Annotated in this window: 28 protein-coding genes; 14 read left to right on the top strand and 14 right to left on the bottom strand. The window is 60.4% G+C overall.

The genetic code is table 11. The annotated features are described in order from the left end of the window. Positions 1 to 113 precede the first annotated feature (113 nt). Positions 114 to 701, top strand: a complete 588-nt coding sequence (locus J4G14_11795; GenBank protein ID MCE2458478.1) for a DUF4184 family protein — start codon at positions 114 to 116, stop codon at positions 699 to 701. A gap of 151 nt (positions 702 to 852) precedes the next feature. On the opposite strand, the gene J4G14_11790 is transcribed toward J4G14_11795, so the two are convergent. The 7 genes from J4G14_11790 to J4G14_11760 form a co-directional block, all read right to left on the bottom strand. After that, entirely contained in the window at positions 853 to 1173 is a 321-nt protein-coding gene (locus tag J4G14_11790) for a DUF3566 domain-containing protein (GenBank protein MCE2458477.1), read from the bottom strand. A 32-nt stretch (positions 1174 to 1205) separates the two neighbouring features. Beyond that, positions 1206 to 1928, bottom strand: a complete 723-nt coding sequence (locus J4G14_11785; protein ID MCE2458476.1) for an amino acid ABC transporter ATP-binding protein — start codon at positions 1926 to 1928, stop codon at positions 1206 to 1208. Positions 1929 to 2009: 81 nt separating this feature from the next. Next, positions 2010 to 3260 (bottom strand): amino acid ABC transporter permease, encoded by a 1251-nt coding sequence (locus tag J4G14_11780; protein ID MCE2458475.1) that lies wholly within the window; start codon positions 3258 to 3260, stop codon positions 2010 to 2012. Further along, positions 3260 to 4456, bottom strand: a complete 1197-nt coding sequence (locus J4G14_11775) for an ABC transporter permease subunit (protein MCE2458474.1) — start codon at positions 4454 to 4456, stop codon at positions 3260 to 3262. The genes J4G14_11780 and J4G14_11775 overlap by 1 nt, the downstream gene beginning before the upstream one ends. Positions 4457 to 4701: 245 nt before the next feature. Beyond that, positions 4702 to 5913 carry an amino acid ABC transporter substrate-binding protein gene (locus J4G14_11770; GenBank protein ID MCE2458473.1) on the bottom strand — a complete coding sequence of 404 codons (1212 nt, stop codon included), beginning with the start codon at positions 5911 to 5913 and terminating at the stop codon, positions 4702 to 4704. Positions 5914 to 6025: 112 nt separating this feature from the next. Further along, a complete protein-coding gene (locus J4G14_11765; protein ID MCE2458472.1) occupies positions 6026 to 7213 on the bottom strand; it encodes an aspartate aminotransferase family protein in 1188 nt (395 codons plus the stop codon). Positions 7214 to 7361: 148 nt separating this feature from the next. Further along, entirely contained in the window at positions 7362 to 8111 is a 750-nt protein-coding gene (locus J4G14_11760) for a glucose 1-dehydrogenase (GenBank protein MCE2458471.1), read from the bottom strand. Between the two features lie 206 nt (positions 8112 to 8317). Here J4G14_11760 and J4G14_11755 point away from each other — a divergent pair, with 206 nt between their 5' ends. The 3 genes from J4G14_11755 (at position 8318) to J4G14_11745 (ending at position 10175) form a co-directional block, all read left to right on the top strand. After that, positions 8318 to 9019 carry an HAD-IA family hydrolase gene (locus J4G14_11755; protein MCE2458470.1) on the top strand — a complete coding sequence of 234 codons (702 nt, stop codon included), beginning with the start codon at positions 8318 to 8320 and terminating at the stop codon, positions 9017 to 9019. A gap of 202 nt (positions 9020 to 9221) precedes the next feature. Next, positions 9222 to 9866 (top strand): hypothetical protein, encoded by a 645-nt coding sequence (locus J4G14_11750; protein MCE2458469.1) that lies wholly within the window; start codon positions 9222 to 9224, stop codon positions 9864 to 9866. An 18-nt stretch (positions 9867 to 9884) separates the two neighbouring features. After that, positions 9885 to 10175 (top strand): hypothetical protein, encoded by a 291-nt coding sequence (locus J4G14_11745; protein ID MCE2458468.1) that lies wholly within the window; start codon positions 9885 to 9887, stop codon positions 10173 to 10175. 7 nt (positions 10176 to 10182) lie between these two features. Here J4G14_11745 and J4G14_11740 read toward each other — a convergent pair whose 3' ends face one another. After that, on the bottom strand, positions 10183 to 10731 hold the full coding sequence (locus J4G14_11740; protein MCE2458467.1) for a cytochrome c: 549 nt from the start codon (positions 10729 to 10731) through the stop codon (positions 10183 to 10185). A 117-nt stretch (positions 10732 to 10848) separates the two neighbouring features. Between J4G14_11740 and J4G14_11735 the strand changes: the two genes are divergently transcribed. Together J4G14_11735 and J4G14_11730 are read left to right on the top strand one after the other, a co-directional pair. Beyond that, positions 10849 to 11097, top strand: coding sequence for a hypothetical protein (locus J4G14_11735; GenBank protein ID MCE2458466.1), 249 nt, complete (start codon positions 10849 to 10851; stop codon positions 11095 to 11097). An 18-nt stretch (positions 11098 to 11115) separates the two neighbouring features. Next, a complete protein-coding gene (locus J4G14_11730; GenBank protein ID MCE2458465.1) occupies positions 11116 to 11409 on the top strand; it encodes a hypothetical protein in 294 nt (97 codons plus the stop codon). Positions 11410 to 11556: 147 nt separating this feature from the next. Here the strand turns inward: J4G14_11730 and J4G14_11725 are convergent, their stop codons facing one another. Beyond that, the gene (locus J4G14_11725; protein ID MCE2458464.1) at positions 11557 to 11784 is read right to left on the bottom strand and encodes a hypothetical protein; all 228 of its coding nucleotides are present in this window, start codon (positions 11782 to 11784) and stop codon (positions 11557 to 11559) included. Positions 11785 to 11805: 21 nt separating this feature from the next. Further along, positions 11806 to 12108, bottom strand: a complete 303-nt coding sequence (locus tag J4G14_11720) for a hypothetical protein (GenBank protein MCE2458463.1) — start codon at positions 12106 to 12108, stop codon at positions 11806 to 11808. Positions 12109 to 12278: 170 nt separating this feature from the next. Between J4G14_11720 and J4G14_11715 the strand changes: the two genes are divergently transcribed. From J4G14_11715 to J4G14_11690, 6 genes are all read left to right on the top strand, one after another. After that, positions 12279 to 13097 carry a methyltransferase gene (locus J4G14_11715; protein ID MCE2458462.1) on the top strand — a complete coding sequence of 273 codons (819 nt, stop codon included), beginning with the start codon at positions 12279 to 12281 and terminating at the stop codon, positions 13095 to 13097. Positions 13098 to 13147: 50 nt separating this feature from the next. Beyond that, positions 13148 to 14098 (top strand): ornithine cyclodeaminase family protein, encoded by a 951-nt coding sequence (locus J4G14_11710; protein ID MCE2458461.1) that lies wholly within the window; start codon positions 13148 to 13150, stop codon positions 14096 to 14098. 314 nt (positions 14099 to 14412) lie between these two features. After that, positions 14413 to 14712 (top strand): DUF433 domain-containing protein, encoded by a 300-nt coding sequence (locus J4G14_11705; GenBank protein ID MCE2458460.1) that lies wholly within the window; start codon positions 14413 to 14415, stop codon positions 14710 to 14712. Then, positions 14630 to 14992 (top strand): DUF5615 family PIN-like protein, encoded by a 363-nt coding sequence (locus tag J4G14_11700; protein ID MCE2458459.1) that lies wholly within the window; start codon positions 14630 to 14632, stop codon positions 14990 to 14992. Before J4G14_11705 ends, J4G14_11700 begins: the two co-directional genes overlap by 83 nt. A gap of 167 nt (positions 14993 to 15159) precedes the next feature. Beyond that, the gene (locus tag J4G14_11695) at positions 15160 to 15792 is read left to right on the top strand and encodes a hypothetical protein (protein MCE2458458.1); all 633 of its coding nucleotides are present in this window, start codon (positions 15160 to 15162) and stop codon (positions 15790 to 15792) included. A 125-nt stretch (positions 15793 to 15917) separates the two neighbouring features. Further along, positions 15918 to 16646 (top strand): Uma2 family endonuclease, encoded by a 729-nt coding sequence (locus tag J4G14_11690; protein ID MCE2458457.1) that lies wholly within the window; start codon positions 15918 to 15920, stop codon positions 16644 to 16646. A 54-nt stretch (positions 16647 to 16700) separates the two neighbouring features. Here J4G14_11690 and J4G14_11685 read toward each other — a convergent pair whose 3' ends face one another. Next, positions 16701 to 17159, bottom strand: a complete 459-nt coding sequence (locus J4G14_11685) for a DUF2269 family protein (protein ID MCE2458456.1) — start codon at positions 17157 to 17159, stop codon at positions 16701 to 16703. Positions 17160 to 17162: 3 nt separating this feature from the next. After that, positions 17163 to 17399, bottom strand: a complete 237-nt coding sequence (locus J4G14_11680) for a zinc ribbon domain-containing protein (GenBank protein ID MCE2458455.1) — start codon at positions 17397 to 17399, stop codon at positions 17163 to 17165. A 199-nt stretch (positions 17400 to 17598) separates the two neighbouring features. Between J4G14_11680 and J4G14_11675 the strand changes: the two genes are divergently transcribed. After that, entirely contained in the window at positions 17599 to 17838 is a 240-nt protein-coding gene (locus J4G14_11675; protein ID MCE2458454.1) for a hypothetical protein, read from the top strand. A 31-nt stretch (positions 17839 to 17869) separates the two neighbouring features. Here J4G14_11675 and J4G14_11670 read toward each other — a convergent pair whose 3' ends face one another. Next, on the bottom strand, positions 17870 to 19486 hold the full coding sequence (locus J4G14_11670) for an amidohydrolase (GenBank protein MCE2458453.1): 1617 nt from the start codon (positions 19484 to 19486) through the stop codon (positions 17870 to 17872). Positions 19487 to 19914: 428 nt separating this feature from the next. Here J4G14_11670 and J4G14_11665 point away from each other — a divergent pair, with 428 nt between their 5' ends. Continuing rightward, positions 19915 to 21138, top strand: coding sequence for an MFS transporter (locus J4G14_11665; protein ID MCE2458452.1), 1224 nt, complete (start codon positions 19915 to 19917; stop codon positions 21136 to 21138). A 73-nt stretch (positions 21139 to 21211) separates the two neighbouring features. Here J4G14_11665 and J4G14_11660 read toward each other — a convergent pair. Further along, a partial coding sequence (locus tag J4G14_11660; protein ID MCE2458451.1) for an SDR family oxidoreductase occupies positions 21212 to 21761 on the bottom strand: 550 nt, incomplete at its 5' end.

The following is a 21761-nucleotide window of genomic DNA, read 5'->3' as shown; positions in this document are numbered from 1 at the left end:
CGAAGACTCCGGTAGTTCCGCACCATGAGACTCGATAGCTTCATACAGTGATACTTCCTTGGCAGGGTGCATCCGCTTGAGCGGACTGGACCGAAAAGGATCCAGTCCACATCATGATGGTATCCAGTTTACGCTTTTCCTATCAGGCGTCGAAAGGCGTAGCCTGCTACTCTATCCCCATGCCGATCACTCCGGTGCATATGGGGACTGCGCTTGCGGCTAAGGTCATCGCTCCGAGGTATTTCAGCTTCGTGGTCTTCGGCATCACGCAGGTCGCGATCGACGCCGAGGCTGCCTTCTACCTGCTCACTGACGACCCCCCGTATCACCGGATACTGCACACCTACCTTGGGGCAACAGTGGTCGCGCTGCTGGCAGTCGTAATCGGCAGGCCGCTGCTGGGACATGTGCTCAGACTGTGGAACCGGCTGGTCCGTGCCGACCGTGAGAGCCTTCTCTGGATCGAGCCGCGAGTCCCGCTGGTTGCGGCAGCATCAGGGGCGCTGATCGGCGGCTACAGCCACGTCCTGTTGGACAGTTTCCTGTACTCGGACATGCATCCGATCTCGCCGCTGTCAGACAGCAACGCCATGTTGACCATGCTGTCGACGCTTGAGGTGTACGCCCTATGCTTCGCGCTCGGCCTGCTGGGCGCGGTCGCGCTGGCTGCCAAGTGGTTATGGAGACGTTGTTCTGGCTGATGAGAGTCTTGTGTAACCCTCTCACTCAGGCCTTACAGGGTAGGTAAGCCGACAGTTCGTTCGTCCTGAGCTTGTCGAAGGACACCCCCACCCCCTGGGTCCCGGCCTTCGCCGGAATGACAAAGTGATGCAGCGGGCCCCTAATCGCCAGTTACTCCGGCTCCGACAGCGTGAACTCCACTCCGCCAGTCCACTTGGCGACGATGTTGTAGATCCACGCCGTCAACGCGGTGAAGACGTACCCGAAGATGCCGTACAGTATCGCGCCGAGTACAGCGAAGCCGATGGAGAACGCCAGCCACACGCCGATGCTGAAGTCGTCATCGTCCCCGAACAGCGAGCTAATGGCACCAGCGATCGGTGTTCCGATGATGGCAAGCGCGACTCCGATGACGAAAATAACGAGAGCGTACATAAGGGCGACTGTTAAGCTTGACCTGTGAACGGAAATTTGCGTTAGACGGCGTCTCATGGTTCTGTCCTTCCTATATGATCCATGTGAGACTACAGGATCTGCGACAGGAACAGCTTCGTACGGTCGCTCTGCGGATCCTCGAAGATCTGGTGCGGCGAGCCCTCCTCAACGACTATGCCCTCGTCGAACATCATCATCCGGTCGGCGACCTCGCGGGCGAAGCCCATCTCGTGCGTCACCACGATCATAGTCATGCCGGACTCGGCTAGCTCCTGCATCACGTCCAGCACTTCCTTGATCATCTCCGGGTCGAGAGCGGACGTCGGCTCGTCGAACAGCATGATCTTCGGCTGCATCGCCAGCGCGCGGGCTATCGCCACACGCTGCTGCTGACCTCCTGAGAGCTCTGTTGGGTACTTGTCAGCCTGCTCCGGGATACCCACGCGCTCCAGTAGGCTCATCGCGATCTCGTCAGCCTCATCGGAGGGCATGTGGCGCACCTTGATCGGCGCAAGCGTGATGTTGCTCTTCACAGTGAGGTGAGGGAAGAGGTTGAACGACTGGAATACCATGCCCACGTCGCGTCGTATCGCGTCGATGTTGCGGACGTCGTCGGTCAACTCGATACCGTCAACGATGATGTCGCCCCGCTGGTGGTCCTCGAGCCGGTTGATGGTCCGGATGAACGTCGACTTGCCCGATCCTGATGGGCCGAAGGCGACGACAACCTCGCGCCGGTTCACCGTGGTTGTGATCCCACGCAGCGCGTGAAAGTCGCCGTACCACTTGTGCACGTCCCGGCAGACGATCATCTCTTCCGGTCCGATCGTCTCTTCCATAGTTGCCATGACTGCCCCCTGAAACTCAAGTATGGACAGGTCTCAAACCTGCCTCTACCGCTCGCCGACGCCGAGGTGCTGCTCGATGCGCCTGCTCACGTATGACATGCCGTAGGTGAACACCCAGAAGACCAGCGCGAGGAATATGAACAGCTCCTTCGCGCTTGCTAGGTACTCTGTGTTGCCCTGTATGAACGCCCGGCTGATCTCCACGACGTCCAGCATACCGATGATGTACACGAGGCTCGTGTCCTTGAACAGCGCGATGAACTGCCCCACGATGGCCGGTATTACGTTGCGGATGGCCTGCGGCAGCGAGATGAGCATCGTCGTCTGCCAGCCGGGAAGGCCGAGCGCGCGCGCCGCCTCAGCCTGGCCGGGGTGCAGCGCCTGCAGGCCTCCCCGGATGTTCTCGGCCATGTACGCCGCGCTGAATAGCGTGATAACGACCGCGGCTCGGAACAGCGAGTTCTGCGGGAAGTTCTCAGGGAATGCCAGCGGCACGAGCACCTGCGACATGAACAGCAGCGTGATGAGCGGCACTCCCCTGAATACCTCGATGAACACTATGCACAGCAGCTTCACCACCGGGAGCTGGCTCCTGCGGCCCAACGCGAGCGCGATACCGATGGGCAGGCTGATCACGATGCCCGCCACCGCCAGCAGCAGGTTCAGCATCAGGCCGCCCCAGTAGATCACCGACACCGGCTGGAGTCCCGGCACTCCCGGCACTCCGCGCAGCAGGACGAGTATTACGAGGAAGATGACCACGCCGAATATCACGATCCATTTCGGCGTGCCGAGCGGCGTGTAGCGTGCGAGCGCCCAGCCCACTCCCAGTGCAGGAAGGTTAGCGACGAGCAGAGCTCGCACGTCCATGCCCATCGTGTCCAGGCTGTATGGCAGCAGGGCGAATGCCGCAATCACCACCACGACAAGTATTGCAATGCGCTTGGTGAGGCCGCTTCCAGCGACTCCCCAGGCCATGCCAAGCAGCGCGGACACCAGCAGCAGTCCCACCTGCGGCCGCCAGAAACAGTTCTGACCGTTACACGCAGCCTCGATGTTGTACTGGCCGATGATCATCTGGCCGCCAAGGACGCCGATCACCGTCCAGTCGGCGCTGAAGATAATCCAGCCCAGTCCGTACCACAGGGAGACCGCGAGTACGATGACCGACACGGCGGTCAGCACGCTGTTGAACCGTGTGCTGAACAGGTTGGTGCGCATCCAGCCGACCACGCCCGTGGTGGAGCGCGGCGGCGGGAGAGGCCCTCCTCTGCCTATGTCAGTGCTTGTTGCCATCAGTACTTTATGTGCCGGTTGTACAGGTTGCCTATCAGCGAATACGTGAGGCTCATCGCCAGGTAGGCAGCCATTATCAACATGAATATCGACACCGCCGGCGCGGTCTGTGTCATCGTCTTGGCCACGTTGGTCAGGTCCGAGTAGCCGATCGCGCCCGCCAGGCTGCTGTTCTTCGTCAGGTTGAGGTACTGGCTGATCAGCGGCGGCACTATGACTCGCAGAGCCTGCGGGAACGTCACGTGTCGCAGCGCCTCCATCGCCGGAAGTCCGAGCGCGCGTGCGGCCTCGACCTGTCCGCGTCCCACCGACTGTATGCCGGCTCTCACGATCTCGGCGATGAACGACGACGTGTACGTCACCAGTCCGGCCAGCAGCGCCACCAGTCCGCCTGCCACGGTGAATCCACCGACGATTCGTCCGAAGGTACCCTGAGGCTCCGGCACCGAGATCTGTAGCGGGGCCGCGCCGGATGTTACGCCGATCACCAGCCAGCCGGCTGCGCCGATCACGATGGCTGTTCCCCAGCCCGAGATCAGAGGGTAGGACGACGCCCCAGTCAGTATCTCACGGCGGGTCAGGTGCCTGTTAATGAGGAATCCGGCTACGACCGCAACGATCGCAAGCGCGAACCAGGAGAGTGCCGCTTCCCAGGTGGTTGGTACAGGGAACGGGATGGATATCCCGCCGTTGTTGATGTACACCCGGTCGGCTATGACGTATCCCTGTCGCACCTGCGGCAGCGCGAGGACTATGTAGAACCAGAAGAAGAGCTGCACAAGCAGGGGCACATTTCTGAAGAACTCGACATATGCCAGCGCGATCTTGGCCACTACCCAGTTCCCCGACAGTCGCGCCACGCCTATCACAATGCCCAGCGCGGTAGCCAGAATCACGCCGACTATCGAGACGATGACCGTATTCGTCGCGCCTACGGCGAAGGCGTACAGGAATGAGTCCGACGACTCGTAGGGCAGGAAGTGCTGACCGATGGGGGTCTGGTACTCGCGGTCAAGGAAGCTGAAACCGTGGGGTATCTCCCGGTCCTGCACGGCGTTGGCGATGTTGGCGAAGAACCACACGACCAGGACGACAACCAGTATCCCCGACAGGATCTGGGTCACCCACTGGATGACCTGGACATGCCGCCAGACCGGTATGCTCTGGTAGGTCGTTAGACTGCGAAGCGTTGTCACTATGGCCGTCCGTCCGCTCTCCGAATTCAGAGTTACCTGATTCTATTACATCCTCGCGTAATTCGCTCAAGTCTGTGGAGAGATGGGGTCTGCGTGGGGGTATCCCTTGTGGGCACCCGATCCCTCTCTGCCGAACTGGGCAACCACAAGGGACACCCCTACTGCCGGAAGGCCACAAATAGAAAGGGGCGACCGGCTTCATCCGGGGCGCCCCTTTACTTGGCTTAACTATTCAGACTGTTACGTTACCGCAGCGGCGCGGAGTAGATCTGGCCGCCCTTCGGGCAGTCCATGCACGCGGCGTCGGCCCACAGGGCGTTGCGTCCGTTCGCGCGCGGAAGGTCGATCCCGCCCGGACCGAGGTTGCGGTCGTAGACCTCGCCGTAGTTGCCCACGGCATTGATCACGTCCTGCGCAACCGTCTGGCTCAGACCGAGGCTCTCCTGGCCGAACGAACCCTCGAGGCCGAACAGCCTGTCAACCTTGGTGTCGCCGGTGACTGCGGTGGGCACGCTGCCGGAGTCCACACTGTAGGCCTCGGCATAGATGAGGATGCCCATAACGGTCTTCACGATGTCGAACCACTGGTCGTCGCCATGAGGCACCACCGGGCCAAGAGGCTCTTCGGAGATGGTCTCAGGCAGAATGACGTGGGCGTCGCGGTTCTGGAACGCGCTGCCGATGGCGGCGAGCTGCGAGCGGTCGTTGGTGAACGCGTCGCACTGGCCGCTCTCATAGGCGGCCACCACAGCGTCAGTGTCCTCGAATCCCAGCGCTGTGATGTTCAGGTCGTTCTGGTTTGAGGTGGTCGTGCCCTGGGTCACGCACACGGTCGCGTCCTTCAGCTCCAGCGCGCTCATCAGGCCGAGGTCCTTGTTGACCATGAATCCCTGGCCGTCGAAGAACATCGTCTGCGCGTAGTTGCCCCACTGCGAGTCGCGTGAGGTCGTCCAGGTAACTGTCCTGACAAGCATGTCGACTTCACCGGACTGGATCGTCGGGCCGCGCTCTGCGGCGGAGATCAGGCGGATCTCGATCTTGCTCGGGTCGCCGAGAACAGCGGCCGCCAGCGCGCGGCAGAGGTCGATATCGAAGCCGACGTTGTTGCCGGAGCTGTCGAGATAGCCGTAGCCGGGCACGTCGTTCCTGCTGGCGCAGATGACCTTGTCCCTCTCCCTGACCTGTGCGAGCCTGTCGCCCACCATCATGGAGTCTTCGGGCATCATCTCGTCCGCCATGGCCTTGGCGTCTTCCTCGGTCATCATGCCCATGGCCATTGCGGCCTGCTTAATCTGATCATCGGACATCGTTTCGGAGCCGGCCTCTACCATGCCCATGCCCATGGCAGCTTCTTTGATCTCGGCGTCGCTCATCTCTTCCGAGCAGGCCGCCAGCGTCAGCATCGCGGCAACTGCTATCAATGCCACCAAAACTGCACTATTCTTGACTTTATGCAATACTTCCCCTTCCTTTATCTACGCTATGCTTGATTTTCCACTGACCAATACATCGCATAAGTATAATCAAAAATCGCGGCCAAATTAAAGGAGAATCTGAGCGTACTGACATCTATTTCACGCGCTCGATTACCCGCCTCGTGCCGTCTACCAGCGTGTCGATGTCGGACTCGCTCGTCAGCGAGTTCATCGCGCCCGCGGCCCCGCCCTGGAGCAGGACGCCCTCGTTGAGCAGCCCGACGAACAGCGCCTGTCGCATGGTGCTGTCCCCACGGACCACCGTGCGGTAGTCGGTGATCTCTTCTGAAGTGAAGTGAATGCCGAACAGCGATCCCACGCCCGTGACCTGCGCCGGCACCTCGAACTCGTCGAACACAGCACTCAGCTTGGCCCTGAGCTCGCCACCCAGCGCGTTCATGCGGTCGTACACCTCGGGCGTCAGGTGGTTCATGACCACCTCTCCCGCGGCCATCGTCACCGGATTGGCGTTGAACGTTCCGGCGTGAGCTATCGCGGCTCCCTTCGTGGGATCGAACAGCTCCATGAGGTCGGCCCGGCCACCGAACGCGCCGACCGGAGTGCCGCCGCCTATGATCTTGCCGAAAGACGTCATGTCCGGGATCACGCCGAACATCTCCTGCGCGCCGCCGGGAGCGACACGGAAGCTCTGCACCTCGTCGTAGATCAGGATGATGCCCAGTTCGGTCGTCAGTTCGCGCAGGCCCTTCAGGAACTCGATGTCTCCAGCCAAGTAGCCGAAGCTGGACATGATCGGCTCCATGATGAGACAGGCCACTTCGCTCGCGTTCTCGCGAAGCACCCGCTCGCACCAGTCGAGGTCGTTGTACGGCAGCACGATCACCTGGTCCAGGATGCTCTGGGGCAGCCCCGGATGCTCCGGGATCGGCGTCGGACCTGACGGGTCGAGCTTTGCAAGCGGAGGCCGGACGCTTACCGAGACGTACTCGTGCGCTCCGTGGTAGCCGCCCTCGAACTTGGCGATCTTCTCCCTGCCGGTGAACGCGCGGGCGGCGCGGATTGCCATCATCGTGCCCTCGGTGCCCGAGTTGGTGAACCGGACGAGGTCGACCGACGGCACCCGCTCGGTGATGATCTTCGCCATTCGCACCTGCGGATCGGTCGGGCCGGTGAACGCTGTTCCCCTGGCCGCCTGCTCCTGGATGGCTCGGGTCACGTCCGGGTGGGCGTGTCCGAGAATCAGGCTGGTCGCGTTGATCATGAAGTCGAGCAGGCGATTGCCGTCCGCATCATATATATAGTGGCCCTCGCCCCGCTCTATGAAGTGAGGGTAGGGCGCGAAGAACGCCGTGCCGCGTGAGCTTCCGCCGGGAAGATACTCCTCGGCGTCGGCCTGCTTCTGTCCGGAGACTGGGGTTCGCGCTGTAGCTTGTCTTGGGTGGTCATTGGGACTCCTTTCCGGGGTCTCGTTACATAGCTGTGGCGCCGCCGTCTATCACCAGCTCGCTGCCGGTCATGTACGAGGCTTCGTCAGACGCCAGGAAGAGCACGCCATTCGCAACGTCGGACATATCGCCCATGCGTCCCAGTGGGACCAGACCGATGCGCGCCTCCCTGACGTCGTCGTCCGGGAACGCCTCGCGGATCATGTTCGTGTCTATCGGGCCGGGATGGACCGAGTTGCAGCGTATGCCCTCGGCAGCATACTGGATTGCCGTGGACTTGGTCAGCAGCCTCACGGCCCCCTTCGACGCGTTGTACGCCGTCGTGCCCAGGCTTCCGATGATGCCTGCGACGGATGAGATGTTGACTATCGAGCCGCTGCCCGACTCACGCATGGCCGGGATCGCGGCCTTCGTGCCGAGAAACACGCCCTTCGCGTTGATGTCCATCGTCCGGTCCCAGCCCTCGACGGTCTGGGCCTCGACGTTGCCGCCGTCAAAGATTCCGGCGTTGTTTACCAGGATGTGCAGGCCTCCGAACCGCTCGACAGCGGTATCGACAGCCCTCTGCCAGTCGGCCTCGCTCGTCACGTCGAGATGGACGAACACAGCCTCGCCGCCCGCCTCCGCGATCTCCGCTTCCACCTGCTGGCCCTCGGCCTCAAGGACGTCTCCGAAGACGACCTTCGCTCCCTCAGAGGCGAAGAGCCGCGCCTCGGCCGCTCCCATACCCCTTCCGCCTCCGCTTATGAGCGCTACCTTACCTTCCAATCGCATGACCTACCTCCCACCATCTGATACAGCTTGAGATTATACGCCGTCCCTCTGTTTCCATACACCCAGCCAGAGTGAACACTACTACATTACATGGAAGTTCAACTGGTTGGCGGATCACGTAGCCCACTTGCCGGTGTGGTAGGATTCGCGGGCGATTACGCATGAACCGCTGATGCCGGTTCGCCATCAAATGGGTAAGAGGCCAAATGCTTGATTTCCAACAATACGAATGGCTGAGCTTCGACTGCTACGGCACGCTGGTCGACTGGGAGACTGGCATATCCGACGCCGTCGACGCCGCGCTGCGCTCCCACAACATCCAGTTGTCCAGGTCTGAGATCCTCGAGCTCTTCGCCGAGGTCGAGCCCCAGATACAGGTCGGCACCGGATTCCTCGAGTACCGGCGTGTCCTGCGGCGCGTGATGGCGCTGATCGGCATCAGCCTCGATTTCCAGTTCACCCAGTCCGATCTGACCTGCCTCGCAGACACTCTGCCGTCATGGCCGATCTTCTCTGACACCATCCCGTCGCTCAGGGCAATGAAGGCGCGCTACAAACTCGCGATAATCTCCAACGTAGACGACGACCTGTTCGCCCAGACCGCCAAGGTCCTGGAAGTGTCGTTCGACGCTGTCGTGACCGCCCAGCAGGTGCGGAGCTACAAGCCCGACCTCAGCAACTTCCACACTGCGCTGGAGCGAATGGACGTCGACAAGAGTCGGTGGCTGCACATCGGCGAAAGCCTCTATCATGACATCGGTCCTGCGAACCAGCTTGGGATCTCGTCGGTATGGGTAAATCGTGGTCACGACCGCGAAGGAGCCGGGGCGACGCGCCCCACCGACGCAAAGCCCGACCTAGAAGTGCCGGACCTCGAGACCTTGGTCAGAATGATGGATCTCACTTGAGAAACCGAGATGATTGCATTAGCCCCCTCTCCCTCAGGGAGAGGGCTGGGGTGAGGGTGAAAGGTTCGACTCCAACCTACTGGACACTACCCACACACCTATGGTTTCCGAATAACGGACTTATGCAATCGTCTTAAGAAACCGGAAGTAAGGTTCCTCCGTAGCATATTTGGGTAACCCGTTGGGATCGGGAAACTGACACTTGTTCACTAGAAGACCAGTCAAAAGCCTCTTGGTCATGGCGCTCGTCGCGATGATGGCTTTCGTTATCGCGTGCGGCTCGGACACATCCGAACCTGCCCCCGCGTCGGCTCCGACGAGTCCACCAGCGGCTCCTGCCGCTCCGACTACGGCCGCTGCGCCACTAGTAGCTGTCGCTCAGGACACGGCGACGCCCACCAGCGTCCCGACTGCTGAGCCGACCACTCCTCCCGCGCCCCCGACTGCTGCTCCGGAACCGACCGACACACCGGCACCTGAGCCGACGGATACGCCAGTTCCAGAGCCGTCTCCGACTGTGTCGGCTGTGTACACGGGTGCGCCTGCCAGTGCCCCGGTAGCTCCGACGGCAACGGCCGCTCCCGAGCCGACCGCGACTGAGCCGCCGCCGGATACGCCCACTCCGCCACCGCCTCCAGCGCCGACAGTGACGGCCGTTCCGCCCACGTCCACACCGGTGCCGCCGACCGCGACGGTCGCCCCTGTGGTCGCCGTTGACATCGGCAGCAGCGTCGGCGAGCGCGTGCCGGACTTCGAGCTCACACTGGCTGACGGCTCAACCGTATCGTTTGCGAGCCTGATGGAGAGTGAACGTCCGACGTTCTTATTCTTCTTCTCGACTTTTTGACCGATCTGTCGCTCCGAGTTGCGGAGCCTGAGCGGGATCTTCCCGGAGCACTCTGGAAGCGTAGACTTCTACGCGGTCAACGTTGATCCCTCGACAAGCCTGGATGAGGCTGCCGGGTATGGACAAAATCAGGACTGGACGTTCCCCGTAGCCAAGCCTGATGATGGGATGATCAGGAACTTCAACATCGTCAAGCACTCGGTCAAGGTCGCCTTTGGTGGGGACGGCGTTATCGTCTATCGCGACGGCTTCGGCAAAGGCAACGCCGGGACGTGGACGCAGGTCTTCCAGAACCTGAGCGGCAGCTAGTCAGCGTCTACGGAGCAGGCGGGAACGGATCTTCGACACTCCCGAGGGCCTGCCACTCCACAATGGACGTATCCCTGCTCGTCTTGTCTCCCCAAAGACTCTTAACGTAGGTGAGCACCGCGACGATCTCCTCGTGACTGAGCTGCTCGCCGAACGCGGGCATACCGCTCTTGAAGTCCGGCAGGCTGGGGGTCTCCAGCATCTTCCCGCCGTTCTTGACGTACCTGTAAAGGAAGCCGTCGGAGTGGTGCCAGGTATGACCGTCGCCATTGAGAGGCGGGGCGGGAAGCACGCCGTCCGCATTCGGAATGTGCCAGTTGGGCTGGCCCACGCCACCCGCCAGATGGCAGGCAACGCACGTGGTGGTGAAGATCTCCTCCCCCAGCCTGCCGGATAGAGCCGGTGGCTCAGTAGCTGCAGGTGCGGTTACGCTCTCGCCTGAGGAAGAAGAGCAGGCGAGAATGGCGAACGATGCTAGCACCAGCGCAGCTAAAGCGATGCTAGCATGAGAGATCCGCGGAAACAGACTGTGGAGATGGCGAGTTTCTTCTGTCATGAGGTCACTGACTCTGGTTAATAGTTTCGATATTCGGTACGCTTCGTTAAGTGGGAGCGGATTGAGTTCGCTCCAAGTTCCCCGGTAATCAACCTGCTTAGGATAACGCCGTTGCTAATGAAAGTCTCAGCGATCTGCATAGGTCTGGCAGCACTTGCCGCCGTAGCCTGTGGCTCCGAGGAGCCCGCTGCGCCATCTCCCACCGTCGCCCCGGCAGCGTCTGCCATAGACTTCAAGATCGGAAACAACATCGGCGACCGCATACCTGAGTTCGAGATAGTGCTGACCGACGGCACACCGATCACGTCGGCCGGTCTGCTCGAAAATGGGAAACCGGCGTTCCTCTTCTTCTTCGCCACGACTTGAACGATCTGCCGCTCCGAGTTGCGGAGCCTCAAGGACATCTGGCCCGAGTACGCTGACACAGTCGACTTCTACGCGATTAACGTAGACCCATCCGACGACCTGGAGACACTGGAGAACTTCGGCAAGAATCAGGGATACCCATGGCCCATGGCCGACTCCGACAGCGAGGTGCTGTTCAAGCTCCACGTGACGAACCAGTCCACGAAGGTGGCGTTCGGAGCGGACGGCATCATCATCTACCGTGAGAAGATGGGCGGCGGCGGTCCAGACGTCTGGCACGGTATTTTCCAGCAGCTGTCCGGAGGCGCCTGATCGCCTGAGATGTTCCTTCTCCCCTGGTGGGAGAAGGTCAGGATGAGGGGGATTACACTTGTCACCCTCACCTCAATCCTCTCCCATCAAGGGAGAGGAGGCATAAGGAATCACCTTTACAGACACCCTCTGGCAGACGTAGCGACGCTATACTGGAGCGCCGAGGAGTATCGACTCCATCTCCGCGAGCATGTCCTCAGCCCTCGCCCTGAGCTGTTCCCGAGTCAGTTCGGCTATCGGATGGGTCGTCAGGACGACCGGATACGCTGGAGCGCCCCACATCTGCGCCATCGACCTCGCTGTGACCTCGAAGATGTCAGTGCAGATGGTTACCGAGGGGATACCGGCCTTCTCTGCGTGGATTCCGTCGTGCACACTGCACGCGCTGCAAGACCCTCAACTGCCGATTGCGACAACTACGTAGTCACACTCCTCGGACATGCTGCTGATGACATCAGGGTCAGCCGGCTTGGACGCCGACGGCTTCCGGTGGTAGACGACGTTCGAGACGCCGTACTTCTCGTTGAGAACGTCGGCGATCTCTTCGAGAAGCTCTCGCGCCCCGTCCTTGGCGTCATCGATCAGCCCGAGCCGCTTGTTCGCCAGCGACTCCAGCCTCTGGGCAGGAACAAACGTAGGAATAATAGGCTTCGTCGTGGGATCGACAAGCGTGTGCTGCAATCGAGTGGCCGTAGCCATGGTCGTACCTCCGGGAACTCAGGCTGCGGTCATTATACCGCAGTGCCGAACTTTGTTTAGCCTTTTTTCGTGTGAGTGGGTATAATGCGCCTATCGGTCGATAATCGGGCGTAGTGTGCTCAGCGTTTAGCCTCAAACTCAGTCCTCGCCACCACACCAGGAGAGGTGACATGACATCAAGTGAATTCTCATTCGCCACCTTTTCATCCAACCCGTTCTACGAGGCGCTTAACGCGAGACTTGTAGCCATGGCCGAGCCGAGTTCCGGTCAGCGCATTGTCGACCTTGCCTGCGGCACCGGCGGCGTGACCAAGCTCATTCTCGCGCAGCTTCGCGGTGCGAGAGACTCCGTTATCGTCGCTGTGGACCACTCCTCCATCGCACTCAAGCAGGCGATGGAAGACCTAAAGGCCCACAGGGATAATGCCGTCCAGTTCGTGCAGAGCCAGGTCGAGCAGGTGTCCGAGTCAATGAAGGAACGGGCTGATACTGTCATCTTCTGCAACGCCATTCACTACATCCCCGACAAGGACGGACTCATCGATGAGATTGAGCGCACGCTCAACCCCGGTGGGAAGTTCGCGTTCAACACCTCGTTCTACGAAGGTGGACAGGTGCCGGAGTCTCTCCAATTCTACCGCAAGTGGATGTTCAAGTCGGCGCGTGTGCTGCGCAGAGAGTACGGACTCTCCCCGCAGCGTGCTGACAAGGTCGAGTCGCGCAAGCACCTGACCGCCGAAGAGTATCGCGACCTGCTGGAACGTCACGATTTCACCGTCATACGCCAGGTGGAGGACAGGGTCCAGGTGCCGATCGAGGGCTGGCTGGACATCAGCACCTTCGAGGACTTCATAGTGGGCACCATGCCCGGCGTCCCGCTGAAGGAGGCGAGCGCGTCTCTACAGACCGGTGTGCACCAGACGTTCGAGGAGATGGAGATCACCCACGTCCCCCGCAACTGGCTGGACATCGTGGCCGTTCGCAAATAAGCAGGGTACACCCCCGGCTCAAGGCCGGGGCAGGTTCTGGACCCGTAAGTTTGCCCCTCTACTTAACAGAACAAGACGTCGACCGCCTCCTGAATATGGAGGCGGCTCTCTTTGCGGTAGAATCCGTGCTGCGTCGACAGGCCGACGGCACCGCTCTCAATCTCCCCAGGCAGCGCCTGATGGCCGCTCCGGACACCCACGTCAACACCATGATGGCCTCCGACAGCGAGCTGGGCGTCTTCGGTTTCAAGACGTATACCTATGCTGGCGGCGTGTACAGGTTCTTCGTATTCCTGTCGGATAACCGCACCGGCGAACTGCTCGCGATCGTCGAGGCCAATCGACTCGGCCAGCTACGCACCGGTGCCGCCACAGGTGTGGCGACCGGCCTAATGGCGCGACCCGAGGCTGCCACCGTAGGGGTGATCGGCAGCGGATACCAGGCAAGGACACAGCTTGAGGCCGTCAGCAAGGTCCGCGACCTGAGCGCCGCCAGGGTCTACAGCCGGAACTCCGAGGGTCGAAGCGCATACGCGTCTGAGATGTCAGAACGACTCGGTTTCGATGTCTCTCCCGTCGACTCAGCCCATGCTTCAGTCGAGGGAGCCGACATAGTCATCACGATCACGAGCTCCCGCACGCCGGTACTACACGGCGAGTGGCTGGAGCCGGGAATGCACGTCACCGCCGTCGGCGGAGCGGACCCCTACGTGACCGAGCTCGACAACGCGGCTGTGCAGCGAGCAGACCTGATAGTCGTCGACGACCTCGCGCAGACCCGGATCGAGTCCGGTGAGCTGATGATGACCGCAGGACGAGGCCTCGTGCTCTGGGAGCAGATGGTCGAGCTATGGGAGATCGTCAGCGGCCGGACACCAGGCCGTCACCGCCCGGAAGAAGTAACCCTCTTCAAGTCCCTCGGAATGGCCCTCTGGGACATCGCCACCGCCAAAGCCGCCTACGAACGCGCCATAGCCGAAGGCGTTGGCCGGGAGGTTTAGACCAGAGGCTCACGCTTTGAACCTGTTCCAGATTGGTAGGCACTGCCGTTTCGTCATATCGGCGAAGGCCGGAATCCAGGAGTAGAACAGAGGCTCATGCACGGGCCGCCTACAAATTTGGGACTGCATCTCATGCTTGAAGCTGTATCAATCTAGTCGGTAGATGCACACCGTCAGTCGTCATTCCGGCGAAGGCCGGAATCCAGAGGTGGCTGGGGCCAACGCTCTTGCCGAGGCCTCCCACGAAACTGGTTCAGACCCCTCACGCTTTTCTGGTGCTAGCTAAACGGACATCGCATGATATGATGACTGCCATGAAGTTCGAGCGAATAACTGTCGATCCACAAGTATGTGAGGGCAAGCCAACCGTCCGTGGCACTCGTATGACCGTCGAGTTTGTGCTCAAGCTCGTAGGAAACGGCTACACGGCGGACGATATTGTAAGGGAGTATCCTGAATTAGGGCCTTCCGATGTCTATGCCTGCGCCACCTATGGCGCATGGATGGTGAGTGAGAGGTCCTCACCATTGGATGAGGCTCTTAGCCGACATTCATATTTCCCCTCGCACAGTTCGTTTTCTGAACAATCTTGGGCACGAAGCTGTCAGAGTTGATGATCTTCTGCCAGCAACCGCCCCTGATCCGGAGATCATAGCTGCTGCACTTTCGGAGGATCGCGCTGTCTTGACTCAGGACTTGGGATTCTCCGGAATGGCTGTACAGTCAGGACTATCGGCACCCTCTATCATTTCGCTCAGACTCTCAGATTCTCGCGTGGACGCAGTCAACAGCAGGTTGAGCCAGGTGCTTTCGGTTATTGAGGTGGATGTGGAAGCGGGCGTTCTCGTGACTGTGGATGACAACCGTGTCAGGATGCGTCGGATACCTCTTTAGTCGTTGCCCTTGTCGCGTAACCTCAGCCTCACCCCCCACAGCGCCGGCTTGAACACCATCAGGTAGACCATCGCTATCACCTTCAGCACGATGAGCGCTTGTCTCCGCTTGTGAGTTTTGCCAAAGCAAGATAAAGATTTCCCCAACAAGATTGTAGGAGCATTGGAATGCAACGAGAAATCATCGACCTTTGGGCAGATATTGGTTCTGAAGGATACTGGAGCGATCTCTTGGCCAAGAATCCCGGCATATTCGTCCCATTCAGTGAAAGATGGCCGCAACCTGGCTTCATAGGCAGCCATTACTTCGACTCAGATAGTCGAGTAGTTGTATTGGGACAGAACCCTCGTGCATCCAACACCGTGACTACCGCCGAAGCTGACATGGAGATGTTCCGCCTAATCAGGAATCACAGTCAAGAAAGGTCTGCTGAGAGCATCGTCGAACTGTTTTCCATGATACGGAGCTTCATGCTGGGTATTGACTATGGACGAGCTTGGATACCTATAACCACTGTCAGAAGACATCTGAGTTTGGCCTTGGACAGCGTTGCGTATCTGAATCTGATCCCGCTGGCTACTTCTGAAGATCGAATCGTCCCCGCGTTTGAGTATGCGTATGAAAACTCGACGATGCTTCAACTGCAATCCCTAAATCCAGACAAGATTGTGGTGTTTGGGAAGGGTACCTACGATAGGTTTAAGTACCTAGGCGGGACTGACCAATACGAAGCTCGCTATGTTGGACAGCGAAGTTATAGTAGGGATGCTCCACCTGTCAGGAGATGGCTGAATAGGTAACTCATACTCTTACTTGGCCTAACTGGTTCGCTACAGGCCCTACCGCTGTGCGATACAATTGACATTCAGGAGGTCATTCTAGCCAGCCGGATGTCTCCATATTCGCCCACCCTGCGAGGTGCGATATGACCACACTTAGAACCACCAGGTCCCACGCCGGATTCAGGCTCCCGGACCCACCTCCACGCGAGCCAGATGAGATGACCAGCTACGAACACCTTCACGCGCCAGGTAGTACACACCACCTCATCCGCCACTTCGGCAATTCCGATACCACGCTGGTGACCGCCGAGCGTTATATCTCCATGGAACCCCGCTCGGGCAGATCCCGACGAAGGAGACCAGACCTGCTCATCGCTTTTGATGTCGACCCCGCAGCCTACATCGAAAGCAACGGTTACATCATCTCCGAGCAGGGAAAGCCCCCCGACTTCGTGCTCGAGGTGGCCTCGGAGAGTACAGGCGACGAAGATGTCGGAGAGAAGCGAGACGACTATGCTGCTTTTGGGATCCTCGAGTACTGGCGATTTGATGAAACTGGTGAGTACCACGGTGATTGGCTGGCAGGAGAACGGCTGGTTGATGGGGAGTATCAGCCAATTGAGATCGAGCAGTTGTCTGAGGACGTTCTACAAGGTTACAGCGAAGTACTGAATCTGAACATAAGGTGGCACGCCGGGCAGTTGGAGTGGTTTGACCCGGCAACCGGTCGTCACATCCCGACCTTTGACGACGAGCGTGCCCGTGCCGAAGACGAGCGTACAGCTCGCATAGTGGCCGAGAGGCGTGCAGATGCAGCAGAGGCTCGAGTCCGAGAGCTTCAGGATGAACTCAGAAGAGCGCGGGATTCTTAACTACCGAATCGGAATCAGTGAGAATTGATCAGGGTCGGATCCTTATGCCCTGCCTCACCCCCACAGCGCTGGCTTGAACACCATCAGGTAGACCATCGCGATAATCACGACTACCTTGAGCGCCAGCAGTATTCGTCCGCGTGCGTGGGCCCTGTCGTACTCGGCGGAGTCTGCTGAGCCGTCCGCAACCAGCGCGATCTGACCCTTGATGACTCGTGCGTGGAATCCCACGAGCCCCAGGAGCACGATGAAGAACAGGAGCGAAAGCTCGAGCCACGGCGTGGACCACGCCCAGCCGGCGCGGTCGATCAGCCCGAGTCCTGTGAGCAGGACGAGCACGTAGGCTGGCATCACCATCCGACGCTCCATCATCCTGATGGTATCCAGCGTGAACGACCTCGACTCCGGCGCCAGCACAGCTCGGCGCAGCCAGAAGAAGTAGGAAACCGTCGCCCCGACTGCGACGAGCGCAGACAGGATGTGTATGGACAGCAGTATCTGTACGGTGGTCATGCGCTAGACCGTCATCGAGCAGGCACAGCCGCCCGGACCGCACCCGCCGCATCCACCGGCGCCCGCAATCGCTCCGACCGAGCCGGAGTCGTCGGACGCGAACGCCGAGAACACCGACAGCTTCTTTTCGGAATCGCCCTCGCAGATGGGGCAGGGAGCGTCGTCGTTCATGCGACTTATCGGCCGCAGCTTCTCGAACCTGTGGCTGCACGTGTTGCAGACGTACTCATAGATCGGCATTGTTGATCCCCCTCGCGGGACGTTTCTGCGGTAGACCGGATACTTGAACACATTCTAGGTTCGGGCCGGAACATGGTCAACCGGAGATGCGGTCCAACACGATGCGACAGAGAGTGGTATCCTTCGGACACAGCGCAGGAACCCCGATCAGCCACGGCCTGGTGTCGGCAGCAGCCAACGTGGCGGCATGGAGGCTGCAATGCAAGCAGCAGCGCGTCCATTCGTATACTTCGCCATCTTGCTGCTCGCTGTCGGATTCTGCTTCCTGGCTGACGTTGGAGACATACCTCCTGGCCACGACCATGCCAAGGTGCGCTGCGCGTGGCCTGCCGGCGATACCAGCTACAAGCCCTGGTATGTCGAGGACATAGGAGGAGCCGAGGACGAGAGGCAGGACATGCCTGCATCCGGCCGTTGCGTGGGCGTTCAGGCTTTCTGACTATGGATCTGCGCTGCGAATGGGCTCCCTCTTAGCCGATGGCAATGTCGTCGGTCTGGTACATGACCTGGCCCCCGACCACTGTGACGGCTGACTCGATCTGACCCAGCTCGTGGGCCGACTCACGGAACGGGTCATGCTGCAGCACCACCAAGTCGCCCAGCTTTCCAACCTCCAGACTGCCCTTCACGTCTTCCTCGAAGGCCCCGTGCGCGGCGTTCACGGTCATCATGGATATGGCATCTCTCACGGGCACTCTCTCAGCTTCCGTCAGTACCCTGCCTGAGCTGGTGACCCTGTCGATAGCGTTCTGGATACAGAAGAGCGGGTTCACCGGAGTCACAGGGCAGTCCGAGTGGAGCAGCGGCTTGATCCCAGCCTGGACCGCCGAACCGATCGGGTCGAGGTGAGTCACCCTGTCAGGGCCAAGGAAGCGCTCCCGGTGTCGGTCGCCGAAGAAGTAGACGTGGTTCGGGAAGAAGTCTGGGATTACTCCAAGGTCGCGCATCTTCGAGATGTGCTCCGGCAGGCAGACCTGGCAGTGCTCGATGCGGAAGCGGTGGTCGGCCTTCGGGATGGTCCGCAGCGCGTTCTCGTAGGCCGTCAGCACGGCGTCGATGGCAGCGTCGCCGTTGGCGTGGGTGGCGATCTGGTAGCCCCGACGGTGCAGGGCCATGACCATCTCGTTCAACTCGTCCTGCTCGTAGATAAGCCAGCCCTGCTCGTCGGGGTCGCAGTGGTAGGGCTCGCGCAGGGCCGCAGTGATTCCCTGGATCGACCCGTCGGAGATGATCTTGCATCCGGCGACCCGTACCCACTCGTCGCCGTCGCCGGTTCCGAGGGCGAAGTCTGTACTCTTCAGATACTCCCACTGCATGAACATGTTGACCCTGAACTTCAGGAACCCTTCATACTTCGCCCGCTGGTAGGTGTCGAGGATGTTTACGCCCCGCGCGTTGCCGACACTGGCATCGTGGATGGTCGTTATGCCGCGCCGCAGGTACTCGTCCTGCGCCCCGACGAACCCGGTCCGCACGTCGTCTTCCGTGTAGGCGGGCAGAAGCTGGTGCACGAGTGCCTGCGCGGTCTCGTACAGCATCCCGTCTGGCTCGCCGCTGGCTGGGAACCTGCCGATGCGTCCGCCGGGAGGGTCCGGAGTTTCGTCGTGGATTCCAGCCATCTGGAGCGCAGTGGAGTTGGCCGCGAGCATATGCCCGGAGTTGTGGACGATTGCGATGGGGTGACCTGTCGACGCGGCGTCGAGGTCGTGACGGGTGGGATGCCGCATATCCTGAAGGCCGGTGTCGTCGTAGCCCCGGCCTCGTACCCACTCCCCAGGCGGCGTTCCGGCTGCCCGCTCGCGTAATCGTTCAACGATATCACCGATGTTGCGGTTGGGCGGCGTTCGGACGTCCACCTCCAGGAGGTTGGTGCTGTACCCAACCATGTGGTTGTGAGGCTCGATGAAGCCCGGCAGCACCGTCCTGCCGTTGGCGTCGATGACCGTCGTCCGGCTGTGCTTCTCAGGCAGGACTTCGTCGTTAGCGCCGAGCGCGGCGATCCTACCGTCACGGACACCCACCGCCTGCACCACACCATTGCTGGCGTCCATGGTCTCCACTCGGCCGTTGATGACGATCAGGTCCATCTAGTTCGCTCCGTTCCGTGCTCGTTCAAGGCGTGTTTCCGCTTAAGGAGACCTTCGTCATTCCGGCGAAAGCCGGAATCCAGAGGGGCGGGGTGGTGCACACCAGATTGCCAATAAGGTCCTATTCACCCTCACCCCAACCCTCTCCCTCGGGAGCTGACAGGGGTAGGTATTCACAAACCGTCATTCCCGCGGAAGCGGGAATCCAGGGGCTGGGGGTGTCCTTCGACAAGCTCAGGACGAACGAACTGCCGGTTTACCTACCCCTGTCAGCCCTCAGGGAGAGGGGGTTTCAAAGGTCTCATTGATGAGCTGTAGCTCATTCTAACCTCTGTTGGCCGGTCTCAAACTATCGGACTCAGGACATCTGCTAGACTGGCCGACTGAATGGCCACCTCTTACACCGCTACTCATTCCCCAGTCGGCCGATGACATCCGCTTCCCTATCCGAAGGAATCGAAGACACACAACCGCGCGGCTGGGCGACACTTCTACTTCACCATCTCCAGATCAGCAGCCTCAGGCTATCGTCGTTTGTCCTGGGCATATTCCTCCCGTTCATAAGCGACGACCTGGGGCTGACTCCGCTGCAGGCCGGACTGCTCCAGGGCGTATGGTGGATTACGGCGGCAGTGGCGGTGCTTCCGTTCGGGATATGGCTGTCGCGCTTCCGTCCCGTTCCCATGAACCTGGTCTCCCTGATGCTGGTGACTCCGTTCCTGTTCGCACAGGGACTTGCGTTCAGCTTCCCGAGCCTGTTCTTTGCGCGCTTCTTCGCCGCGCTGTTCCACATGATTGGCCTCGCGGCACGTCCGATGCTCTTCCAGCAGTGGGCTGCGCGCCGTCAGTACACACTCATCAACGCCGTAGGACTGTCCCAGCACAGCCTCCTGCTGGCCATAGCAATCAGCACGGGTGCGATGCTGATCACCGCGCTTGGAAGCTGGCGTCTGGCCTACTTCATCCAGGGAGCGTTTCTGCTGTCGCAGCTGGTCGCGTGGATGGTCGTGGCCCGCGAGAGCCGTGCGCCTGCCCGCGAGATCGAACAGGCTCTCGATAACGCGAGACGGGCGCCCCTTGCTGCCCTCAGAAAGTACCCGCAGGGCTGGCTTGTTGGCGTGGTGATGTTCTCACTCTCGGCTACGTGGACGGCCATCGTGACCTTCATGCCCACGCTGATGGTCGAAGACAGGAATATACCCCTGGCCGTTGGAGGACCGCTCCTCGGCTTCCTGTACTACAGTCTGATACCCGGCGCCCTGTTCGGAAGCTACGTCAACCGCAAGGCAGCCAACCGCAGGTTGCTTCTCACCGTCCCGGCGACGCTGAACGTCCTTCTCGCGCTCGGCATCGCACTGACCCGGGACATCGTGCCCCTCGCGGTGCTGATTGCCGGGATGGGACTGGTGTGGGTTGCGGTGCCTGCCCTCGAGATGCTGCCGTTCGAGTTCGAGGACATAGCTCCCCGCGAGGTGGCTGCCATGAGCGCGCTGGTCGTCACGCTGTCAGCAATCGGGTTCGCCGTGGGGCCGATGATCGCAGGCGCGGTGGCGCAGTTCACCGGCTCCCTGCAGACCGGACTCGTGGCTATATCGCTCGCAAGCTCAGTCGGCATAGCCGCCGGACTGATGTACCCGGCCCGACGTGAGTGATTCGACAGCAGCAGTCATTCGCAAGGAGATGTGCCTGCCAGATCATCCCTCGTGAACGCTCAGTCCCGACTTGTCACTCTCTTAGGAACCTGGTCACGTAGTCCACGTCAACTGTCGGCATGGCCATACCAGTCTCAGCAAGTGCTTCAGAGAACTTGCTGATGTCGTACTTGCTGGTATCGGATAGATACCCTTCAACCGAGTCCAGGGAGCGTACCAGAACACCTAACTCCAGGTCGTTCTCCCGGTCTGCTATTTCTTGCAGTCTTGATTTCCACTCACCCAGGGATACGCGGTCTGTCACGTATCCGCGGTCCTGCATAAGAGCAAAAACGCTGTCAGCGGTGACGGGGTCCTGTTGGACCGCGTTATAGACCTTTCCCAGATGTGCCGGCTCGTCGGAGAACTTCCTGATAGCGGTGGCCAGGAAGTCGACAGGGGTCATCTCGAAGCGCCAGTCCGGCACCAAGGGAGCACACCCTGAGCGAGCACAAGCCTTGATTATCAACGACTGGAAGTCATTTGGATTGACCGTGCCGGTACTACTCTCATGGCCGATATTGCCTGGCCTGTATATGCAGACCGGCAGCCCCCGGGATACCGCTGACCACACGAGTCTTTCT

The sequence above is a fragment of the Dehalococcoidia bacterium genome, from assembly GCA_021295915.1.
Lineage (GTDB): Bacteria > Chloroflexota > Dehalococcoidia > Lucifugimonadales > UBA1123 > VXRN01.
The sequence above is the reverse complement of the archived record's forward strand: the minus strand, read 5'-3'. Positions and strand labels throughout refer to the sequence as shown.